The following is a 13,803-nucleotide window of genomic DNA, read 5'->3' on the forward strand; positions in this document are numbered from 1 at the left end:
CGCGATGACGATCGATCCTGTAATCGCCACCAGTGCGCAGGCCGGCGCGGCCGCCGCCGTCCTGCTCGGCGCGTTGGCGAAGCTGCGTGCGCCGGCCGCGTTTCGCGACGCGCTGGCCGGCTACCGTCTGCTGCCCGACGTGCTGGTCGCGCCGGCCGCATTCGCGCTTCCGCTTGCGGAAGCGCTCGGCGCCGCCGCGCTGCTGTTCCGCGACACGCGGACAGCGGCCGCGTTCGGGCTGATCGCGCTGCTGCTCGCGTTCGCGGCGGCGCTCGCGACCAACATCGTGCGCGGCCGCACCGACATCGATTGCGGCTGCACCGGTTTCGCCGCCGGACGCGCGGCATCGAACGCGGACGCGCCGCGCCGCATCGGCTGGCTGCATGTCGGCCGCGTGCTGCTGCTCGTCGCGCTCGTCGCGACCGCGCTGTTCGAGCCCGACCCACGCGCCGTCGTGTGGTTCGACTATCTGACGCTGTTCTTTTCCGTACCGCTGATCGTTTGCGCGCTGCTCGCCGTCGACGGGCTGCTCGCGAACGCGCCGCGCCTGACCGCTATGAGGAAATCATGATGCAAACCGCTCTCGCCGTTTCCACCGCCCTGCTGTGGGTTGCCGTCGTCGCGCTCGGCGCGATCTGTGTCGCGCTGGTACGCCAGATCGGCATCCTGTACGAACGCATCATGCCGGCCGGCGCGCTGATGATCGACAAAGGGCCGGCCGTCGGCGCGATCGCGCCGACGTTCGAGCTGACCGACATTCGCGGCACGCGCGTGAAGGTCGGCGGCATCGACGCGTCGGGCCGCTCGACGCTGCTGTTCTTCCTGTCGCCGACGTGCCCGGTGTGCAAGAAGCTGCTGCCGCTGCTGCCGTCGCTGCAGGCGAGCGAAACGACGCCGGTCGACATCGTGCTCGCGAGCGACGGCGATCGCGACGAGCATGCGCGCTTCGCGCAGCAGCACGACGTCGCGCGCTTCCCGTACGTGCTGTCGCAGGAGCTCGGCCTCGCGTATCAGATCGGCAAGCTGCCGTATGCGGTGCTGCTCGACGAGACCGGCACGGTGCGCGCGAAAGGACTCGTCAACACGCGCGAGCATCTGGAGAGCCTGTTCGAAGCGAAGGAGCGCGGCGTCGCGTCGCTCCAGCAGTTCGTGCACGGCGATCGCAGCGGCCATGGCCACGAAGAGCACGCGCAGCACGCGTGAGCGGCCGAACCTTTTCAACGTCACGGGAGGACAACGAGATGGGGCTGTTTGATTCATGGTTCGAGCGCTCCGCGCGCGGCGTCGCGCAGCACAGCTCGCGACGCAGTGCGATGGCGAAGCTCGGCAGGGTGCTCGTCGGATCCGCGATGCTGCCGCTGCTGCCCGTCGATCGCACCGCGTATGCGGCCGATGCGGCGTCCGGCGCGTCGAGCGCCGGCGGCGGCGGCGGCGCCGCGCCGGGCGCAAGCGACGACCCGACGAGCTGCGACTACTGGAAATACTGCGCGATCGACGGCTGGCTGTGCAGCTGCTGCGGCGGCACGTCGAGCAGTTGCCCGCCCGGCACGACGCCGTCGCCGATCACGTGGATCGGCACGTGCCGCAATCCGCACGACGGTTCCGACTACATCGTGTCGTACAACGATTGCTGCGGCAAGACGTCGTGCGGCAAGTGCTTCTGCAACCGCAACGAACGCGAGAAGCCGCTGTACAAGCTGTCGCTGAACAACGACATCAACTGGTGCATGGCGAACGGCAACTCGAACTATCACTGTTCGGTGTCGGTCCTGCTGGGAGCGGCAAAGCAATGAAGACGATCAACGCAGCGAGGTTGGCGGGCGCGTGCATGGCTGTGGCCGCCGCGCTCGTTTGGTCAGGGGCGGCCGATGCGCAGCAGGCCGTGCGCTATCCGGTGGGCAAGAGCATGTTCGATGCGCAATGCGCGGTGTGTCATCAGGCGGGCGGCAAGGGGCAGGACGGCCTCGCGCCGCCGCTGACCGAGTATCCGGGCAAGTACGCGAGCATCGAGCAGGGCCGCGCGCAGCTCGTCGCGACGCTGCTGCACGGGATGTTCGGCGAGATCACGGTGCGCGACAAGCGCTACAACTTCAAGATGCCGTCGTTTGCGAGCGCGAGCGACGACGATATCGCGCACGTGCTGAACTACATCGTGTTCGATCTCGGCGCGCAGCACGGCGACGCGAAGCCGTTCACGGCCGCCGAGATTCGCGCGGGCCGCGCGAAGGAGATGGAAGGCGCGGCCGTGCATGCGCAGCGCGCGGTCGTAACGAAGGGGCTCGGGCTGTGACTGCGGTATGCGCACCGGGCCGCGGTCGAGCGGCGCGGCGCTTCGGCCGGCGCGTGACGGCACGGCGTCTGTTCGCCGCTGCGTTCGTGTGCGCGATGGTTGCGCGCGCACATGCGGGCGACGTCGCGAACGTCGCCGACGCTGCGCTCGCGCAGCAGCATTGGGTGCTGAACTGCATGGGCTGTCACACGGCAACGGGCGGCGGCATTCCCGGCAAGGTGCCGCCGCTCGCGAATTCGCTCGGCTATTTCACGCATTTGCCGGCCGGCCGCGAGTACGTGATGCGCGTGCCCGGCGCGTCGAATTCGGCGCTGTCCGACCGGGAACTGGCCGACGTGCTGAACTGGGTGCTGACGACGATGAATCGCGATGCGCTGCCGCACGACTTCAAGCCGTACACGGCCGACGAGATCGCCGCGCATCGCCGTCCCGCGTTGGCCGACGTCGCGACCGTGCGTGCGCGGCTCGTACGCGCGTTGCACGAACGCGGAATCGACGGCGTCGCCGAACGCTACTGAACAACGATCGACTCTGACCGACTCGAGGAAGAACGAACATGGAGACGAACGACAACTTTCCGCTGCTCGACGCAACGCGTGCATTCGTCGGGAAGCCGAAACGCATGCTGATCGGCGCCGAGTGGAGCGACGCCGCGTCGGGACGCACGATCGACGTCGTGAACCCGGCCGACGGCAGCACGCTCGCGCGTGTGCCCGAAGCGGACGAGCATGACGTGCAGCGCGCGGTCGCCGCCGCGCGACGCGCATTGGACGCAGGGCCGTGGCGCACCGCGAAGACGACCGACCGCGAGCGTCTGCTGCTGACGCTCGCCGATCTGATCGACGCGAACGCGCGCGAGCTCGCCGAGATCGAATCGCTCGACAACGGCAAGCCGGTGACGGTTGCGCAAGGGCTCGGCGTCGCGATGGCCGCGCACTGCTTTCGCTACATGGCCGGCTGGGCGACCAAGATCGAGGGCAGCGTGATCGATGCCGGCATGCCGTACCTGCCGGGCAGCGAGACGTTCACGTATACGCGCAAGGAGCCGGTGGGCGTGGTCGGCGCGATCATTCCGTGGAATTTCCCGCTGCTGATGGCTGCATGGAAGCTCGCGCCCGCGCTCGCGACCGGCTGCACGGTCGTGCTGAAGCCGGCCGAGGACACGCCGTTGAGCGCGCTGCGGCTCGGCGAACTGATCCGCGACGCCGGCTTCCCGGACGGCGTCGTCAATATCGTGACCGGCTACGGTCATACGGCCGGCGCCGCGCTGTCGCGCGATCCGCGCATCGACAAGATCGCGTTCACTGGCTCGACGCAGACCGGCAAGGCGATCGGCCATGCGGCGCTCGACAACATGACGCGGATGTCGCTCGAGCTCGGCGGCAAGTCGCCGGTGATCGTGCTACCCGACGTCGACGTCGACAAGGCGGCCGACGGCATCGCGAATGCGATCTTCTTCAACCAGGGGCAGGTGTGCACGGCCGGCTCGCGCGCGTACGTGCACGCGACAGTGTTCGACCGCGTGATCGAGCGCGTCGCGCAGATCGCGGCCGGCCTGAAGATCGGCCCCGGCATGGATCCCGCCACGCAGATCGGGCCGCTCGTGTCCGCGAAGCAGCGTGCGCGCGTGTGCGACTACATCGCGTCCGGATTCGACGACGGCGCACGCGCGATCGCAGGCGGCCGCGCGCTCGACGGCGCCGGCTTCTTCGTCGAGCCGACCGTGCTGGTCGATACGACGCATGCGATGCGCGTCGTGCGCGAGGAGATCTTCGGGCCGGTGCTCGTTGCGATGCCGTTCGACGACGTCGATACGGCCGTGCAGCTCGCGAACGACACGCCGTACGGACTCGGCGCGAGCATCTGGTCGAACGATCTGTCGGCGATTCACAAGCTCGTGCCGCGCATCGCGGCGGGCACCGTGTGGGTGAACTGCCATTCGCTGCTCGACAACGCGATGCCGTTCGGCGGGATGAAGCAGTCGGGCTTCGGCCGCGAACTCGGGCGCGCGGTGATCGACCAGTACACGGAAACGAAGTCGGTGATGATGAACTACGCGTAAGCGCAGCGGCACGCGCGCGTGCTTGGCGTGTCGGGCCGCGCCGCGCACCGACGCACGGACGTACCGATGCGTACGCAACGAATCGTGTGTAAAGCACACGCGACACGAACGCGATCGATCAGGGGGATGACCGATGAACAGTCTGACGACGCCGCGCCGGATCGCGGCGGCGGTGGCGACGCTCGCCGTCGCGCAGGTCGTGCAGGCATCGAGCAGCGTCACGCTGTATGGCGACGTCGATGCCGGCATCACGTATACGCACGATCAGCAGACGACGAACGCCGACGGCAGCGTGCGCGGCGGCCGCAACCTGCAGCTCGGCGGCGGCAATCTCGCGCCGTCGCGCATCGGCCTGACCGGCAGCGAGGACATCGGCGGCGGCACCGCGGTGACGGTCAAGCTCGAGAACAGCTTCTGGACGGGCAGCGGCAGCCTCGTGCAGGCCGGCACGCTGTTCAACCAGAACGCGTGGGTCGGATTGACGAACGAACGCTACGGCACGCTGACCGTCGGCCGGCAATTCGATTCGTATACGACGACGCTCGCGCCGTACGCATCGAGCATCCCGTGGGCGACGCTGTACGGCTCGCATATCGGCGACGTCGACAACCTGAACGCGGCGCTCAACCTGAACGGCGCGATTCAGTATGCGAGCCCGACCTTCGCGGGCTTCTCGTTCAGCGGCACGTTCTCGTTCGGCGGCGTGGCCGGCGATTTCTCTCGGGAGCGCGGCTGGGCGGTGGCCGCGAGCTACAACGACGCGCCGTTCTCGTTCGGCGCCGGCATGCTGGATCTGAACCGTCCGCTCGACGCGGCGCTCGGCGGCGCGAGCGGTTACATCGGCGATTTCGCATGCTCGAATCCGGCCGCGATGTACTGCACGCTGCAGAACGCGCGAGCGTTGACCGCGATCGGCGCGGGCGGCTCGTATGCGATCGGACCGCTGACGCTCGGCGTCGTCTACACGCATACGACGCTCGACGACAGCCGGTACTTTGCCGATGCCGCGCATCCGCACGGCGCCGATGCGCGATTCGACATCGTCGAGGTCAACGCGGCGTTCGCCGTGTCGCCGGCGCTCACGCTCGGCGCCGCATACATCTACAACGCGATGAAGACGGACGCGAGCGGATCGCCGAAATTCCACCAGGTCAATCTCGGCGCGACCTGCAACCTGTCGAAACGGACCGGGCTTTATGCGGTCGGCTTCTTCCAGCAGGCCGCGGGGCGCGGAGTCGGCCGCGATCCGGCAACCGGCGGGCCGGCCAATTATGCGCAGATTCCGAATCTGCCGAATTCGAACGGCAACCGGCAACTCGCGGTGACGATGGGCGTGAGGCATAACTTCTGACCGGCTGCGCGGCACGCTGCCGCGCAGCACACCGACGATCGCGCACCGCGCTTCGTTCAGTAATCCCACAGCACCGGCACGAAGCGAAAGCCGTCGCCGTTCCTGGCGATGTGACCGATGGACGGAAACGCGACATGCGCGGCGGCAAGCAGCGCGCCGGTGTCGGCCGCTTCTTCGAGCAGCGCGATGCGCACGTCGACGGACGCTTGCGGATCGTGCTCGAAGCCGTTCTGCCAGTCGGGGTGGTCGAAGTTCACTTCGAAGATCGCGTCGCCGACGAACGTCAGCTTCTCGCCGTTCGATGCGACGTCCACCACGCAATGCCCAGGCGTATGTCCGCCCGTCACGCGCGCCGATACGCCGGGCGCCACCTGCACGGTCCGGTCGAACTGCACAATGTTTTCGGCGTAGCGCTTCGCGAACCGGGCGGCCGCGTCGCGCAGCGCGGGCGGCACCGCTTCGGGCATCACCGTCTTGCTGAAGTCCGGATTCTTCCAGAACTCGACTTCGGCGGCCGACACGTGAATGCGCACGTCCGGACGCAGCTTGCCTTGGACGCCGTCCAGGTTCAGTCCGCCGACGTGATCCATGTGCATGTGCGTGATCACGATGTCGGTGATCGCTGCCAGATCGATGCCGGCCGATTCCAGCCGCATCATCGACTGACCGGCGCGCGTGAAGTATTCGAAACCGTCGCCGACGCCCGAGTCGATCAGGATCAGCCGGTCGCCGCTGCGCACCAGCGCGACGTTCAACGCCCAGTCGAACATGTCGCGCTGCAGGAAGCGGCCGTCGAACCACGCGTTGCGGTCCGCTTCGCTGACGTTGGTCGACATGGTGGACGTCGGCAGTGGCAGAACGCCGTCGCTGATCAGCACGACGTCGACGTCGCCGATGCGGACCGCGTAGCGGGACGGGACGAGTTCGCCCGCCCCTTCTTTGCCGAGGTTGACGACGACGGGCTGCACATTGCGGATTGTTTCGCTCATTTTCGATGGTCCTGTCGGTTGGATGGAGCAAGCGTGACGGGGCGCCCGGGTTCGATCGATCGTGTGACGGATTGTAGTGAGCGGCTTCGTGCGTCAATAGCGCCGCGAAGGCCTTCATTGTGTTGTCGGCGCGGCAACAATCGGCGGCGAACGCGCGGCGAGACGGACGCGCGCGGCCGCGCATGCCGCGAAGCGCGGCGGGGCGTTGTTATTGACGACGACGTTGAAGATGCAGATTCGGGAATCGATGTTCGATCGCTGCGCGACGTGTGCGCGGCTCGATGCGTCGATCGCGGACGAGACGACGACCGCAGCATGCAGCCGTCGCATCGCGTCGCGGCCTCCGGCAGACGTGCCGCCGATCAGTGCTTGCGCAGATACTCGCCGAGAAAGTCGACGAACGTTCGCAGCTTGACGGAAAGCTGGTTGCGCTCGAGATAGACCGCGTGGATGTTCGCATCCGGCAGCGACCAGTCGGACAGCAGCGGCACGAGACCGCCGCTCGCGAGATGGTCGGCGATTTCCCACTGCGAGCGCACGACGATCCCGTGACCGTCGAGCGCCCAATGCAGCACGATGCCGCCGTCGTTGCTGCACAGTGCGCCGTCGACCTTGACCGTCTCCGTGCGCTTGCCGCGCGTGAAATGCCACGTGCCGTAAGCCGACTCGTTCTCGCGCAGCACGATGCACGCGTGCCGCGTCAGATCGTGCGGCACGGAAGGCGCGCCGTGTCGCGCGACGTAGTCGGGCGATGCGCATACCAGTCGCCTGTTGGCGAGAAGGAGCCGCGCGTTGATCCGCGCATCGGGCACTTCGCCGAAACGAATGCCGACGTCGAAACCCTCGTCCTGCAGGCTGACCGGCCGGTCCGTCAGATGCAGCAGGATCTTCATCGCCGGGTAGCGCGCGACGAACGCCGACACCGCGGGTGCGACACGCGCGCGGCCGAACCCGAACGACGCATTCACGCGCAGCAGGCCGGTCGGCTCGCCGCGGCTTTGCGTGACGAGATGTTCGAGCTCCGACAACTCGTCGAGAATGCGCAAGCCGTTCGACAGGTAGAGCTCGCCTTCCGGCGTGAGGCTCAGGCGCCGCGTCGTGCGGTTCATCAACCGCACGCCGAGGCGCTTTTCCAGTTGCGCCAGCCGCTTGCTGACCGCGGGCGGCGTCACGCCGAGCTCGCGTGCGGCCGCGGCCAGATTGCGATGGCGCGCCACCAGCGCGAATAAATCCAGGTCCGAAAAACTGTCCATCCCGATGCTCCGTGTCGCTCGCCGATTGGTTCCTGAAAGTTACGACCGGAATGAATTCAAGGAAACCATATCGCTTGATTCATCAATTAGACTCGAATCGCGATCAGGAGACAACCATGTTCGAAGGCTTCCGAAACGTGTCGGCGACCGTCGACGACGTACCTATTCACGCCGTGTGCGGCGGGCGCGGTCCCGCGCTGTTGCTGTTGCATGGCCATCCGCAGACGCACGCGATCTGGCACAAGGTCGCGCCGACGCTGGCCGAGCATTTCACCGTGATCGCCGCCGACTTGCGCGGCTACGGCGACAGCGGCAAGCCGCCGGGCGCGGCCGACCACGCGAATTATTCGAAGCGCCGGATGGCGCTCGATCAGGTCGAGCTGATGCGCGGTCTCGGCCATCGGCGCTTCGCGGTGATCGGCCACGATCGCGGCGGACGCGTCGCGGCGCGCATGGCGCTCGATCATCCGGATGCGGTCACGCACCTCGTGACGCTCGATGTCGCGCCGACGCTCGCGATGTATGAGCAAACGTCGTTCGACTTCGCGCGTGCGTATTGGCACTGGTTCATGCTCGTCCGTCCGGCGCCGTTCCCCGAGACGCTGATTCGCGCCGACCCCGATCTCTATCTGAAGCAGACGATCGGCGCGCGCAGCGCCGGCCTCGCGCCGTTCACGGCCGACGCGTACGCGGCGTATCTGCGTTGTCTGTCCGATCCCGACACGGCGCACGGCATCTGCGAGGACTACCGCGCGAGCGTGACGATCGACCTCGAGCACGACCGTGCGACGCTCGCGTCGCAGCAGCGGATCGGCTGTCCGTTCATGGCGTTGTGGGGCGCGCACGGCGTGATCGAGCAATGCTTCGATCCGCTTGCCGAGTGGCGCGCGTACGCGCCGGACGTGATCGGCGGCGCGCTGCGCTGCGGCCACTACATTCCCGAGGAAGCGCCGGAGCAACTGCTCGAACGCGTGCTGCCTTTTCTCACCGAGTAATCCATGTCCGACCGAACCCTTTACCGGAAGCTCGTCGACACGCACACCGTCGCGCGTATCGACGACCATAACGTGCTGCTGTACGTCGATCTGCATCTGATGAACGAGTACACCAGCCCGCAAGCGTTCAGCGCGCTCGACGCACGCGGCCGCGCGGTGCGGCGTCCGCGGCAGCAGCTCGCGGTCGTGAGCCACATCATTCCGACGCATGCGGAATCGCCGCGCGTGATTCGCGACGCGGCGTCGCTGCTGCAGGCACGCAATCTCGCGCGGAACTGCGAGCGAGCCGGCATCCGGCTTCTCGCCGAAAACGATCCGCTGCAGGGCATCGAGCACATCGTCGCGCCGGAGCTGGGATTGATTCGTCCGGGCATGGTCGTGCTTTGCGGCGACAGCCACACCACGACTTACGGTGCGCTCGGCGCGCTGGGCTTCGGCATAGGCACGTCGGAGGTCGAGCATGTGCTTGCGACGCAAACGCTCGTCTACCGGCTCGCGCGGACGATGCGCATCACGATCGACGGCGCGCTTCCATACGGCACGTCGGCGAAGGACGTCGTCATCTGGATCGTCAGCCGGATCGGCGCGCAAGGCGCGCGCGGCTATGCGGTGGAATTCGCGGGCTCGACGATCGACGCGCTGTCGGCCGAAGCGCGGATGACGTTGTGCAACATGACCGTCGAAGCCGGCGCGCGCGCGGCGCTGATCGCGCCGGACGCGACCACGTTCGACTACGTGCGCGCGCATGCGCGTTCGCTCGACGATGCGCAATGGCAAGCCGCGCTCGGCGACTGGCGCGGCCTGCATTCCGACGCAGCCGCGCGCTTCGACGTCGAGCACCGTTTCGATGCGCGCGACATCGCGCCGTTCGTCACGTGGGGCACGAGTCCCGATCAGGCGGTGGCCATCGATCAGCCGATTCCCGACGAGGCCGCGCAACCGACGCCCGAAGCGGCCGCGTCGCTGCGCCGCGCGCTCGACTACATGGGACTCGCGCCCAACCGGCCGCTGGCCGGCACGCGCATCGACCGCGTGTTCATCGGCTCGTGCACGAACGGACGCATCGAGGACTTGCGCACGGTCGCCGCGATCGTGCGCGGCAAGCGTGTCGCGACCGGCGTGCGCGCGATGGTCGTGCCGGGCTCGGGCAGCGTGCGCCGCGCGGCCGAACGGGAAGGCATCGCGAAGACGCTGATCGATGCGGGCTTCGAATGGCGCGAGCCCGGCTGCTCGATGTGCCTCGCGATGAACGACGACGTGCTCGACGCCGGAGAACGATGCGCGTCTACCACCAACCGCAATTTCGAAGGCCGCCAGGGGCGCGGCGGCCGCACGCATCTGATGAGCCCGGCGATGGCGGCGGCCGCCGCGCTGACCGGCTGCATCACCGATGTCCGGCAACTGGAGGCACACGCATCATGACGCGACTCACGATCATCGAAGGCGGCGCCGCGCCGCTGCCGATCGACAACCTCGACACCGACCAGATCATGCCGAAGCAGTTCCTGCGCATCATCGACAAAGCGGGGCTCGCCGACGGCTTGCTGTACGACCTGCGCTTCGACGCGCGCGGCGAGCGCCGCGCCGACTGCGTGCTGAACCGCGGCGAGTATGCGAACGCGCGCATCCTGATCGGCGGTGCGAACTTCGGCTGCGGATCGAGCCGCGAGCATGCGGTATGGGGCTTGCAGCAATACGGCTTTCAGGCGGTGATCGCGCCGAGCTTCGCGGAGATCTTCTATTCGAACGCGATGAACAACCGCTTGTTGCTCGTGCAACTGGAGCGCGACGCGGTCGATGCGCTGATGCGCGACGCGATCGACACGCCGGGCGCCGCGATGACGATCGATCTCGAGCGTCAGACGGTGACGAGCGCATCGGGACGGCGCTACGCGTATCCGCTCGGCGCGCGCCACAAGCGGATGGTGATCGAAGGCATGGATACCGTCGATCTCACGCTCGATGCCGTCGCCGCGATCGATGCGTTCGAAGCGCGGCATTTCGCGCGGCATCCGTGGGCGCAGGTGATGTAAGCGCGCATTCGCTGCGCACCGCGGCGGTTCCCGTTGTCAGCGACGCCGATTTCCTTCCGCACGAAGAAGGACGGCATCGCTTTGCGTCGAAAAATGGAGGAGACATATGCAGCGCAAACCGTTCTACCGGATTCTCTACGTGCAGGTGCTGGCGGCGATCGTCGGCGGCGTGCTGCTCGGTCATTTCGCACCGGATGCCGCGGTGCTCCTGAAACCGCTCGGCGATCTGTTCATCAAGCTCGTGCGGATGGTGATCGGGCCGGTGATTTTCTGCACGGTCGTGACGGGCATCGCCGGCATGCAGGACATGAAGAAGGTCGGTCGCGTCGGCGGCAAGGCGCTGATCTATTTCGAAGTCGCGTCCACGCTCGCGCTGGCGATCGGTCTGCTCGCCGCGCACGTGATCGCGCCGGGCGAAGGCTTCAACGTCGATCCGTCGACGCTCGATGCGCGCGCGGTGTCGAGCTATGCGGCGCAGGCCGCGCATGGCGACGGGCTCGCCGGGTTCATCGCGCACGTGATACCCGAAACGTTCGTCGGCGCGCTCGTTCACGGCGACATCCTGCCGGTGCTGCTGATCGCGATGCTGTTCGGTACGGCGCTGGTGCTGATCGGCGAGCCCGCGGCGCCCGTCACGCGATCGATCGAGATCCTGTCGAAAGCGTTCTTCCGCATCGTCGGGATGGTGACGAGCCTCGCGCCGATCGGCGCGTTCGGCGCGATGGCGTTCACGATAGGCCGCTACGGCATCGTGTCGCTGCTGCCGATGCTGAAGCTGATCGGCACGTTCTACCTGACCGCGTTCCTGTTCGTGACCGTCGCGCTCGGCGCCGTCGCGCGTCTGTGCGGGTTCAGGCTGCTGCGGTTTCTCGCGTATATCCGCGACGAGCTGCTGATCGTGCTCGGCACGTCGACGTCCGAAGCGGCGCTGCCGCAGCTGATGGACAAGCTGGAACGGCTCGGCTGCCCGCGCGGCGTCGTGGGGCTCGTCGTGCCGACCGGATACTCGTTCAATCTCGACGGCACGAACATCTACATGACGCTCGCGGTGCTGTTTCTCGCGCAGGCAACCAACACGCATCTGTCGTTCGCGCAGGAAGTCACGCTGCTGCTCGTCACGATGCTCACGTCGAAGGGCTCGACCGGCGTGACGGGCGCGGGCTTCATCACGCTCGCGGCGAGCCTGTCCGTCGTGCCGACCGTGCCCGTCAGCGCGATGGTGCTGATTCTCGGCATCGACCGGTTCATGTCCGAATGCCGGTCGTTGACGAACATCATCGGCAACGGCGTCGCGGCGATCGTGATATCGGCGTGGGAAGGCGGGCTGGATCGAACGAGGCTCGCGATCGCGTTGAGCGACGGCAAACGCGGCCGACACGATCCGAGGCCGTCGACGGTGCGCGAAACGGCCGCGGTCGATCGCGGCTGAGCATTGCGACGTGCTCGGCCGGCGCGCGCCGGCCGGCGGCTCGTATGTCGGCTGCAGGCGTCGCCCGGCGATGCCGGCCGGCGAGCGGCGTGCGTCGAACGGCCGGCAACCGCGCTCCGGGCCCGCGACGCACGTATCCGCATCCGCCCGAACGTGGCGCGACGAACGCGTGCGTCGGGCCTGGTTCAGATAACGCCGCATCCGGACAAACCCGTCCCCGCGAAAATCGCCGTGAAACGACCGCCCAGCAGGCATCCGGCAAAACCTAGTGGTTTCCACTCATAGTCGCAAATAGTCAAGAACAGGTCGCCGCCGGTCTTCTCGTGGCCAATATGGCTCGTTACTTTTGAGCCCACGATGCAGGCCGGCGCGCAGCCCGCGTGCCGACCGCATCGGTCCAACCGGGAGAGACCATGAAGTCGACGAAGATCGCCGCGCTTGCCGCGGCCATACTGGCGACCGGCGCGTTCGCGGGCGCGGCGCAGGCCGAATCGGATGCCGCGAGCTGCCGCAACGTGCGTTTCGCCGACATCGGCTGGACCGACATCACTTCGACGACGGCGCTCGCGTCGACGGTATTCGAGGCGCTCGGCTACCGGCCGACCACGACGATCGCGTCGGTGCCGATCTCGTTCGCCGGCCTGAAGAGCAAGCAGCTCGACGTGTCGCTCGGCTACTGGTGGCCCGTGCAGCAGAAGCAGCTGCAGCCGTTCCTCGACAGCAAATCGATCAACGTCGTCGAGCCGCCGAACCTGTCCGGCGCGAAAGCGACGCTCGCGGTGCCGAGCTACGCATACCAGGCCGGCCTGAAGACCTTCGACGACATCGCGAAGCATCGCGCGGAGCTCGACGGCAAGATCTACGGGATCGAGCCGGGCAGCAGCGCGAACGCGACGATCCAGAAGATGATCGATACGAATCAGTACGGACTCGGCGGCTTCAAGCTCGTCGAGTCGAGCGAGGCCGGGATGCTCGTCACCGTCGAGCGCGCGATCCGCGACAAGAAGTGGGTCGTGTTCCTCGGCTGGGAGCCACACCCGATGAACATCCAGCTCAGCATGAACTACCTGTCCGGCGGCGACGCGGCATTCGGCCCGAACTACGGCGAAGCGCGCGTGTACACGCTGACCGCGCCCGACTTCCTCGCGCGCTGCCCGAACGCCGGGAAGCTGATCACGAACCTGCGCTTCACGACGCAGCTCGAGAACCAGCTGATGCAGGCGGTGATGAACAAGACGAAGCCGTCCGACGCCGCGAAGGCGTACCTGAAGAAGAATCCGCAGGTGCTCGATCCGTGGCTCGCCGGCGTCAAGACGTTCGACGGCAAGGACGGGCTGCCCGCCGTGAAGGCGTATCTCGGCCTGTGACGACGCACCGCGCGGTCCGACGCACGCCGGCCGT

General features: G+C 67.4%; 14 protein-coding genes. 12 read left to right on the plus strand and 2 right to left on the minus strand.

The window, feature by feature from the left end; all coding sequences use genetic code 11:
- Positions 1 to 4: 4 nt before the first annotated feature.
- The 7 genes from BUB20358_RS01645 (at position 5) to BUB20358_RS01675 (ending at position 5,703) form a co-directional block, all read left to right on the plus strand.
- Positions 5 to 571, plus strand: a complete 567-nt coding sequence (locus BUB20358_RS01645) for a MauE/DoxX family redox-associated membrane protein (protein WP_035974482.1) — start codon at positions 5 to 7, stop codon at positions 569 to 571.
- On the plus strand, positions 568 to 1,203 hold the full coding sequence (gene mauD, locus BUB20358_RS01650) for a methylamine dehydrogenase accessory protein MauD (RefSeq protein WP_035974480.1): 636 nt from the start codon (positions 568 to 570) through the stop codon (positions 1,201 to 1,203). Before BUB20358_RS01645 ends, mauD begins: the two co-directional genes overlap by 4 nt.
- A gap of 38 nt (positions 1,204 to 1,241) precedes the next feature.
- A complete protein-coding gene (locus BUB20358_RS01655; protein ID WP_035974479.1) occupies positions 1,242 to 1,793 on the plus strand; it encodes a methylamine dehydrogenase light chain in 552 nt (183 codons plus the stop codon).
- Positions 1,790 to 2,290 carry a c-type cytochrome gene (locus BUB20358_RS01660; protein WP_006766361.1) on the plus strand — a complete coding sequence of 167 codons (501 nt, stop codon included), beginning with the start codon at positions 1,790 to 1,792 and terminating at the stop codon, positions 2,288 to 2,290. Before BUB20358_RS01655 ends, BUB20358_RS01660 begins: the two co-directional genes overlap by 4 nt.
- Complete coding sequence (locus BUB20358_RS01665; RefSeq protein ID WP_006766360.1) at positions 2,287 to 2,808, plus strand: c-type cytochrome; 522 nt, start codon at positions 2,287 to 2,289, stop codon at positions 2,806 to 2,808. The genes BUB20358_RS01660 and BUB20358_RS01665 overlap by 4 nt, the downstream gene beginning before the upstream one ends.
- Before the next feature lie 38 nt (positions 2,809 to 2,846).
- Positions 2,847 to 4,352, plus strand: coding sequence for an aldehyde dehydrogenase family protein (locus tag BUB20358_RS01670; protein ID WP_006766359.1), 1,506 nt, complete (start codon positions 2,847 to 2,849; stop codon positions 4,350 to 4,352).
- A gap of 133 nt (positions 4,353 to 4,485) precedes the next feature.
- On the plus strand, positions 4,486 to 5,703 hold the full coding sequence (locus BUB20358_RS01675; protein WP_035974478.1) for a porin: 1,218 nt from the start codon (positions 4,486 to 4,488) through the stop codon (positions 5,701 to 5,703).
- Between the two features lie 56 nt (positions 5,704 to 5,759).
- Here BUB20358_RS01675 and BUB20358_RS01680 read toward each other — a convergent pair whose 3' ends face one another.
- Positions 5,760 to 6,692 (minus strand): MBL fold metallo-hydrolase, encoded by a 933-nt coding sequence (locus BUB20358_RS01680; protein WP_006766357.1) that lies wholly within the window; start codon positions 6,690 to 6,692, stop codon positions 5,760 to 5,762.
- Between the two features lie 362 nt (positions 6,693 to 7,054).
- On the minus strand, positions 7,055 to 7,945 hold the full coding sequence (locus BUB20358_RS01685; protein ID WP_006766355.1) for a LysR family transcriptional regulator: 891 nt from the start codon (positions 7,943 to 7,945) through the stop codon (positions 7,055 to 7,057).
- 116 nt (positions 7,946 to 8,061) lie between these two features.
- Here BUB20358_RS01685 and BUB20358_RS01690 point away from each other — a divergent pair, with 116 nt between their 5' ends.
- From BUB20358_RS01690 to BUB20358_RS01710, 5 genes are all read left to right on the plus strand, one after another.
- On the plus strand, positions 8,062 to 8,940 hold the full coding sequence (locus BUB20358_RS01690) for an alpha/beta fold hydrolase (RefSeq protein WP_035974476.1): 879 nt from the start codon (positions 8,062 to 8,064) through the stop codon (positions 8,938 to 8,940).
- A gap of 3 nt (positions 8,941 to 8,943) precedes the next feature.
- A complete protein-coding gene (gene leuC, locus BUB20358_RS01695) occupies positions 8,944 to 10,362 on the plus strand; it encodes a 3-isopropylmalate dehydratase large subunit (RefSeq protein ID WP_035974474.1) in 1,419 nt (472 codons plus the stop codon).
- On the plus strand, positions 10,359 to 10,973 hold the full coding sequence (leuD, locus tag BUB20358_RS01700; RefSeq protein ID WP_035974473.1) for a 3-isopropylmalate dehydratase small subunit: 615 nt from the start codon (positions 10,359 to 10,361) through the stop codon (positions 10,971 to 10,973). The genes leuC and leuD overlap by 4 nt, the downstream gene beginning before the upstream one ends.
- Positions 10,974 to 11,079: 106 nt before the next feature.
- Positions 11,080 to 12,402 carry a dicarboxylate/amino acid:cation symporter gene (locus tag BUB20358_RS01705; RefSeq protein WP_006766353.1) on the plus strand — a complete coding sequence of 441 codons (1,323 nt, stop codon included), beginning with the start codon at positions 11,080 to 11,082 and terminating at the stop codon, positions 12,400 to 12,402.
- 413 nt (positions 12,403 to 12,815) lie between these two features.
- The gene (locus tag BUB20358_RS01710) at positions 12,816 to 13,769 is read left to right on the plus strand and encodes a choline ABC transporter substrate-binding protein (RefSeq protein ID WP_006766352.1); all 954 of its coding nucleotides are present in this window, start codon (positions 12,816 to 12,818) and stop codon (positions 13,767 to 13,769) included.
- Positions 13,770 to 13,803: the final 34 nt, after the last annotated feature.

This window comes from Burkholderia dolosa, assembly GCF_902499135.1.
GTDB classification, from domain to species: domain Bacteria; phylum Pseudomonadota; class Gammaproteobacteria; order Burkholderiales; family Burkholderiaceae; genus Burkholderia; species Burkholderia dolosa.

What these genes read in the sequence shown, in the direction of transcription:
- BUB20358_RS01645 (WP_035974482.1), top strand. Translation starts at nt 5, where the DNA reads ATGACGATCGATCCTGTAATCGCCACCAGTGCGCAGGCCGGCGCGGCC.
- mauD (WP_035974480.1), top strand. Translation starts at nt 568, where the DNA reads ATGATGCAAACCGCTCTCGCCGTTTCCACCGCCCTGCTGTGGGTTGCC.
- BUB20358_RS01655 (WP_035974479.1), top strand. Translation starts at nt 1,242, where the DNA reads ATGGGGCTGTTTGATTCATGGTTCGAGCGCTCCGCGCGCGGCGTCGCG.
- BUB20358_RS01660 (WP_006766361.1), top strand. Translation starts at nt 1,790, where the DNA reads ATGAAGACGATCAACGCAGCGAGGTTGGCGGGCGCGTGCATGGCTGTG.
- BUB20358_RS01670 (WP_006766359.1), top strand. Translation starts at nt 2,847, where the DNA reads ATGGAGACGAACGACAACTTTCCGCTGCTCGACGCAACGCGTGCATTC.
- BUB20358_RS01675 (WP_035974478.1), top strand. Translation starts at nt 4,486, where the DNA reads ATGAACAGTCTGACGACGCCGCGCCGGATCGCGGCGGCGGTGGCGACG.
- BUB20358_RS01680 (WP_006766357.1), bottom strand. Translation starts at nt 6,692, where the DNA reads ATGAGCGAAACAATCCGCAATGTGCAGCCCGTCGTCGTCAACCTCGGC.
- BUB20358_RS01685 (WP_006766355.1), bottom strand. Translation starts at nt 7,945, where the DNA reads ATGGACAGTTTTTCGGACCTGGATTTATTCGCGCTGGTGGCGCGCCAT.
- BUB20358_RS01690 (WP_035974476.1), top strand. Translation starts at nt 8,062, where the DNA reads ATGTTCGAAGGCTTCCGAAACGTGTCGGCGACCGTCGACGACGTACCT.
- leuC (WP_035974474.1), top strand. Translation starts at nt 8,944, where the DNA reads ATGTCCGACCGAACCCTTTACCGGAAGCTCGTCGACACGCACACCGTC.
- leuD (WP_035974473.1), top strand. Translation starts at nt 10,359, where the DNA reads ATGACGCGACTCACGATCATCGAAGGCGGCGCCGCGCCGCTGCCGATC.
- BUB20358_RS01705 (WP_006766353.1), top strand. Translation starts at nt 11,080, where the DNA reads ATGCAGCGCAAACCGTTCTACCGGATTCTCTACGTGCAGGTGCTGGCG.
- BUB20358_RS01710 (WP_006766352.1), top strand. Translation starts at nt 12,816, where the DNA reads ATGAAGTCGACGAAGATCGCCGCGCTTGCCGCGGCCATACTGGCGACC.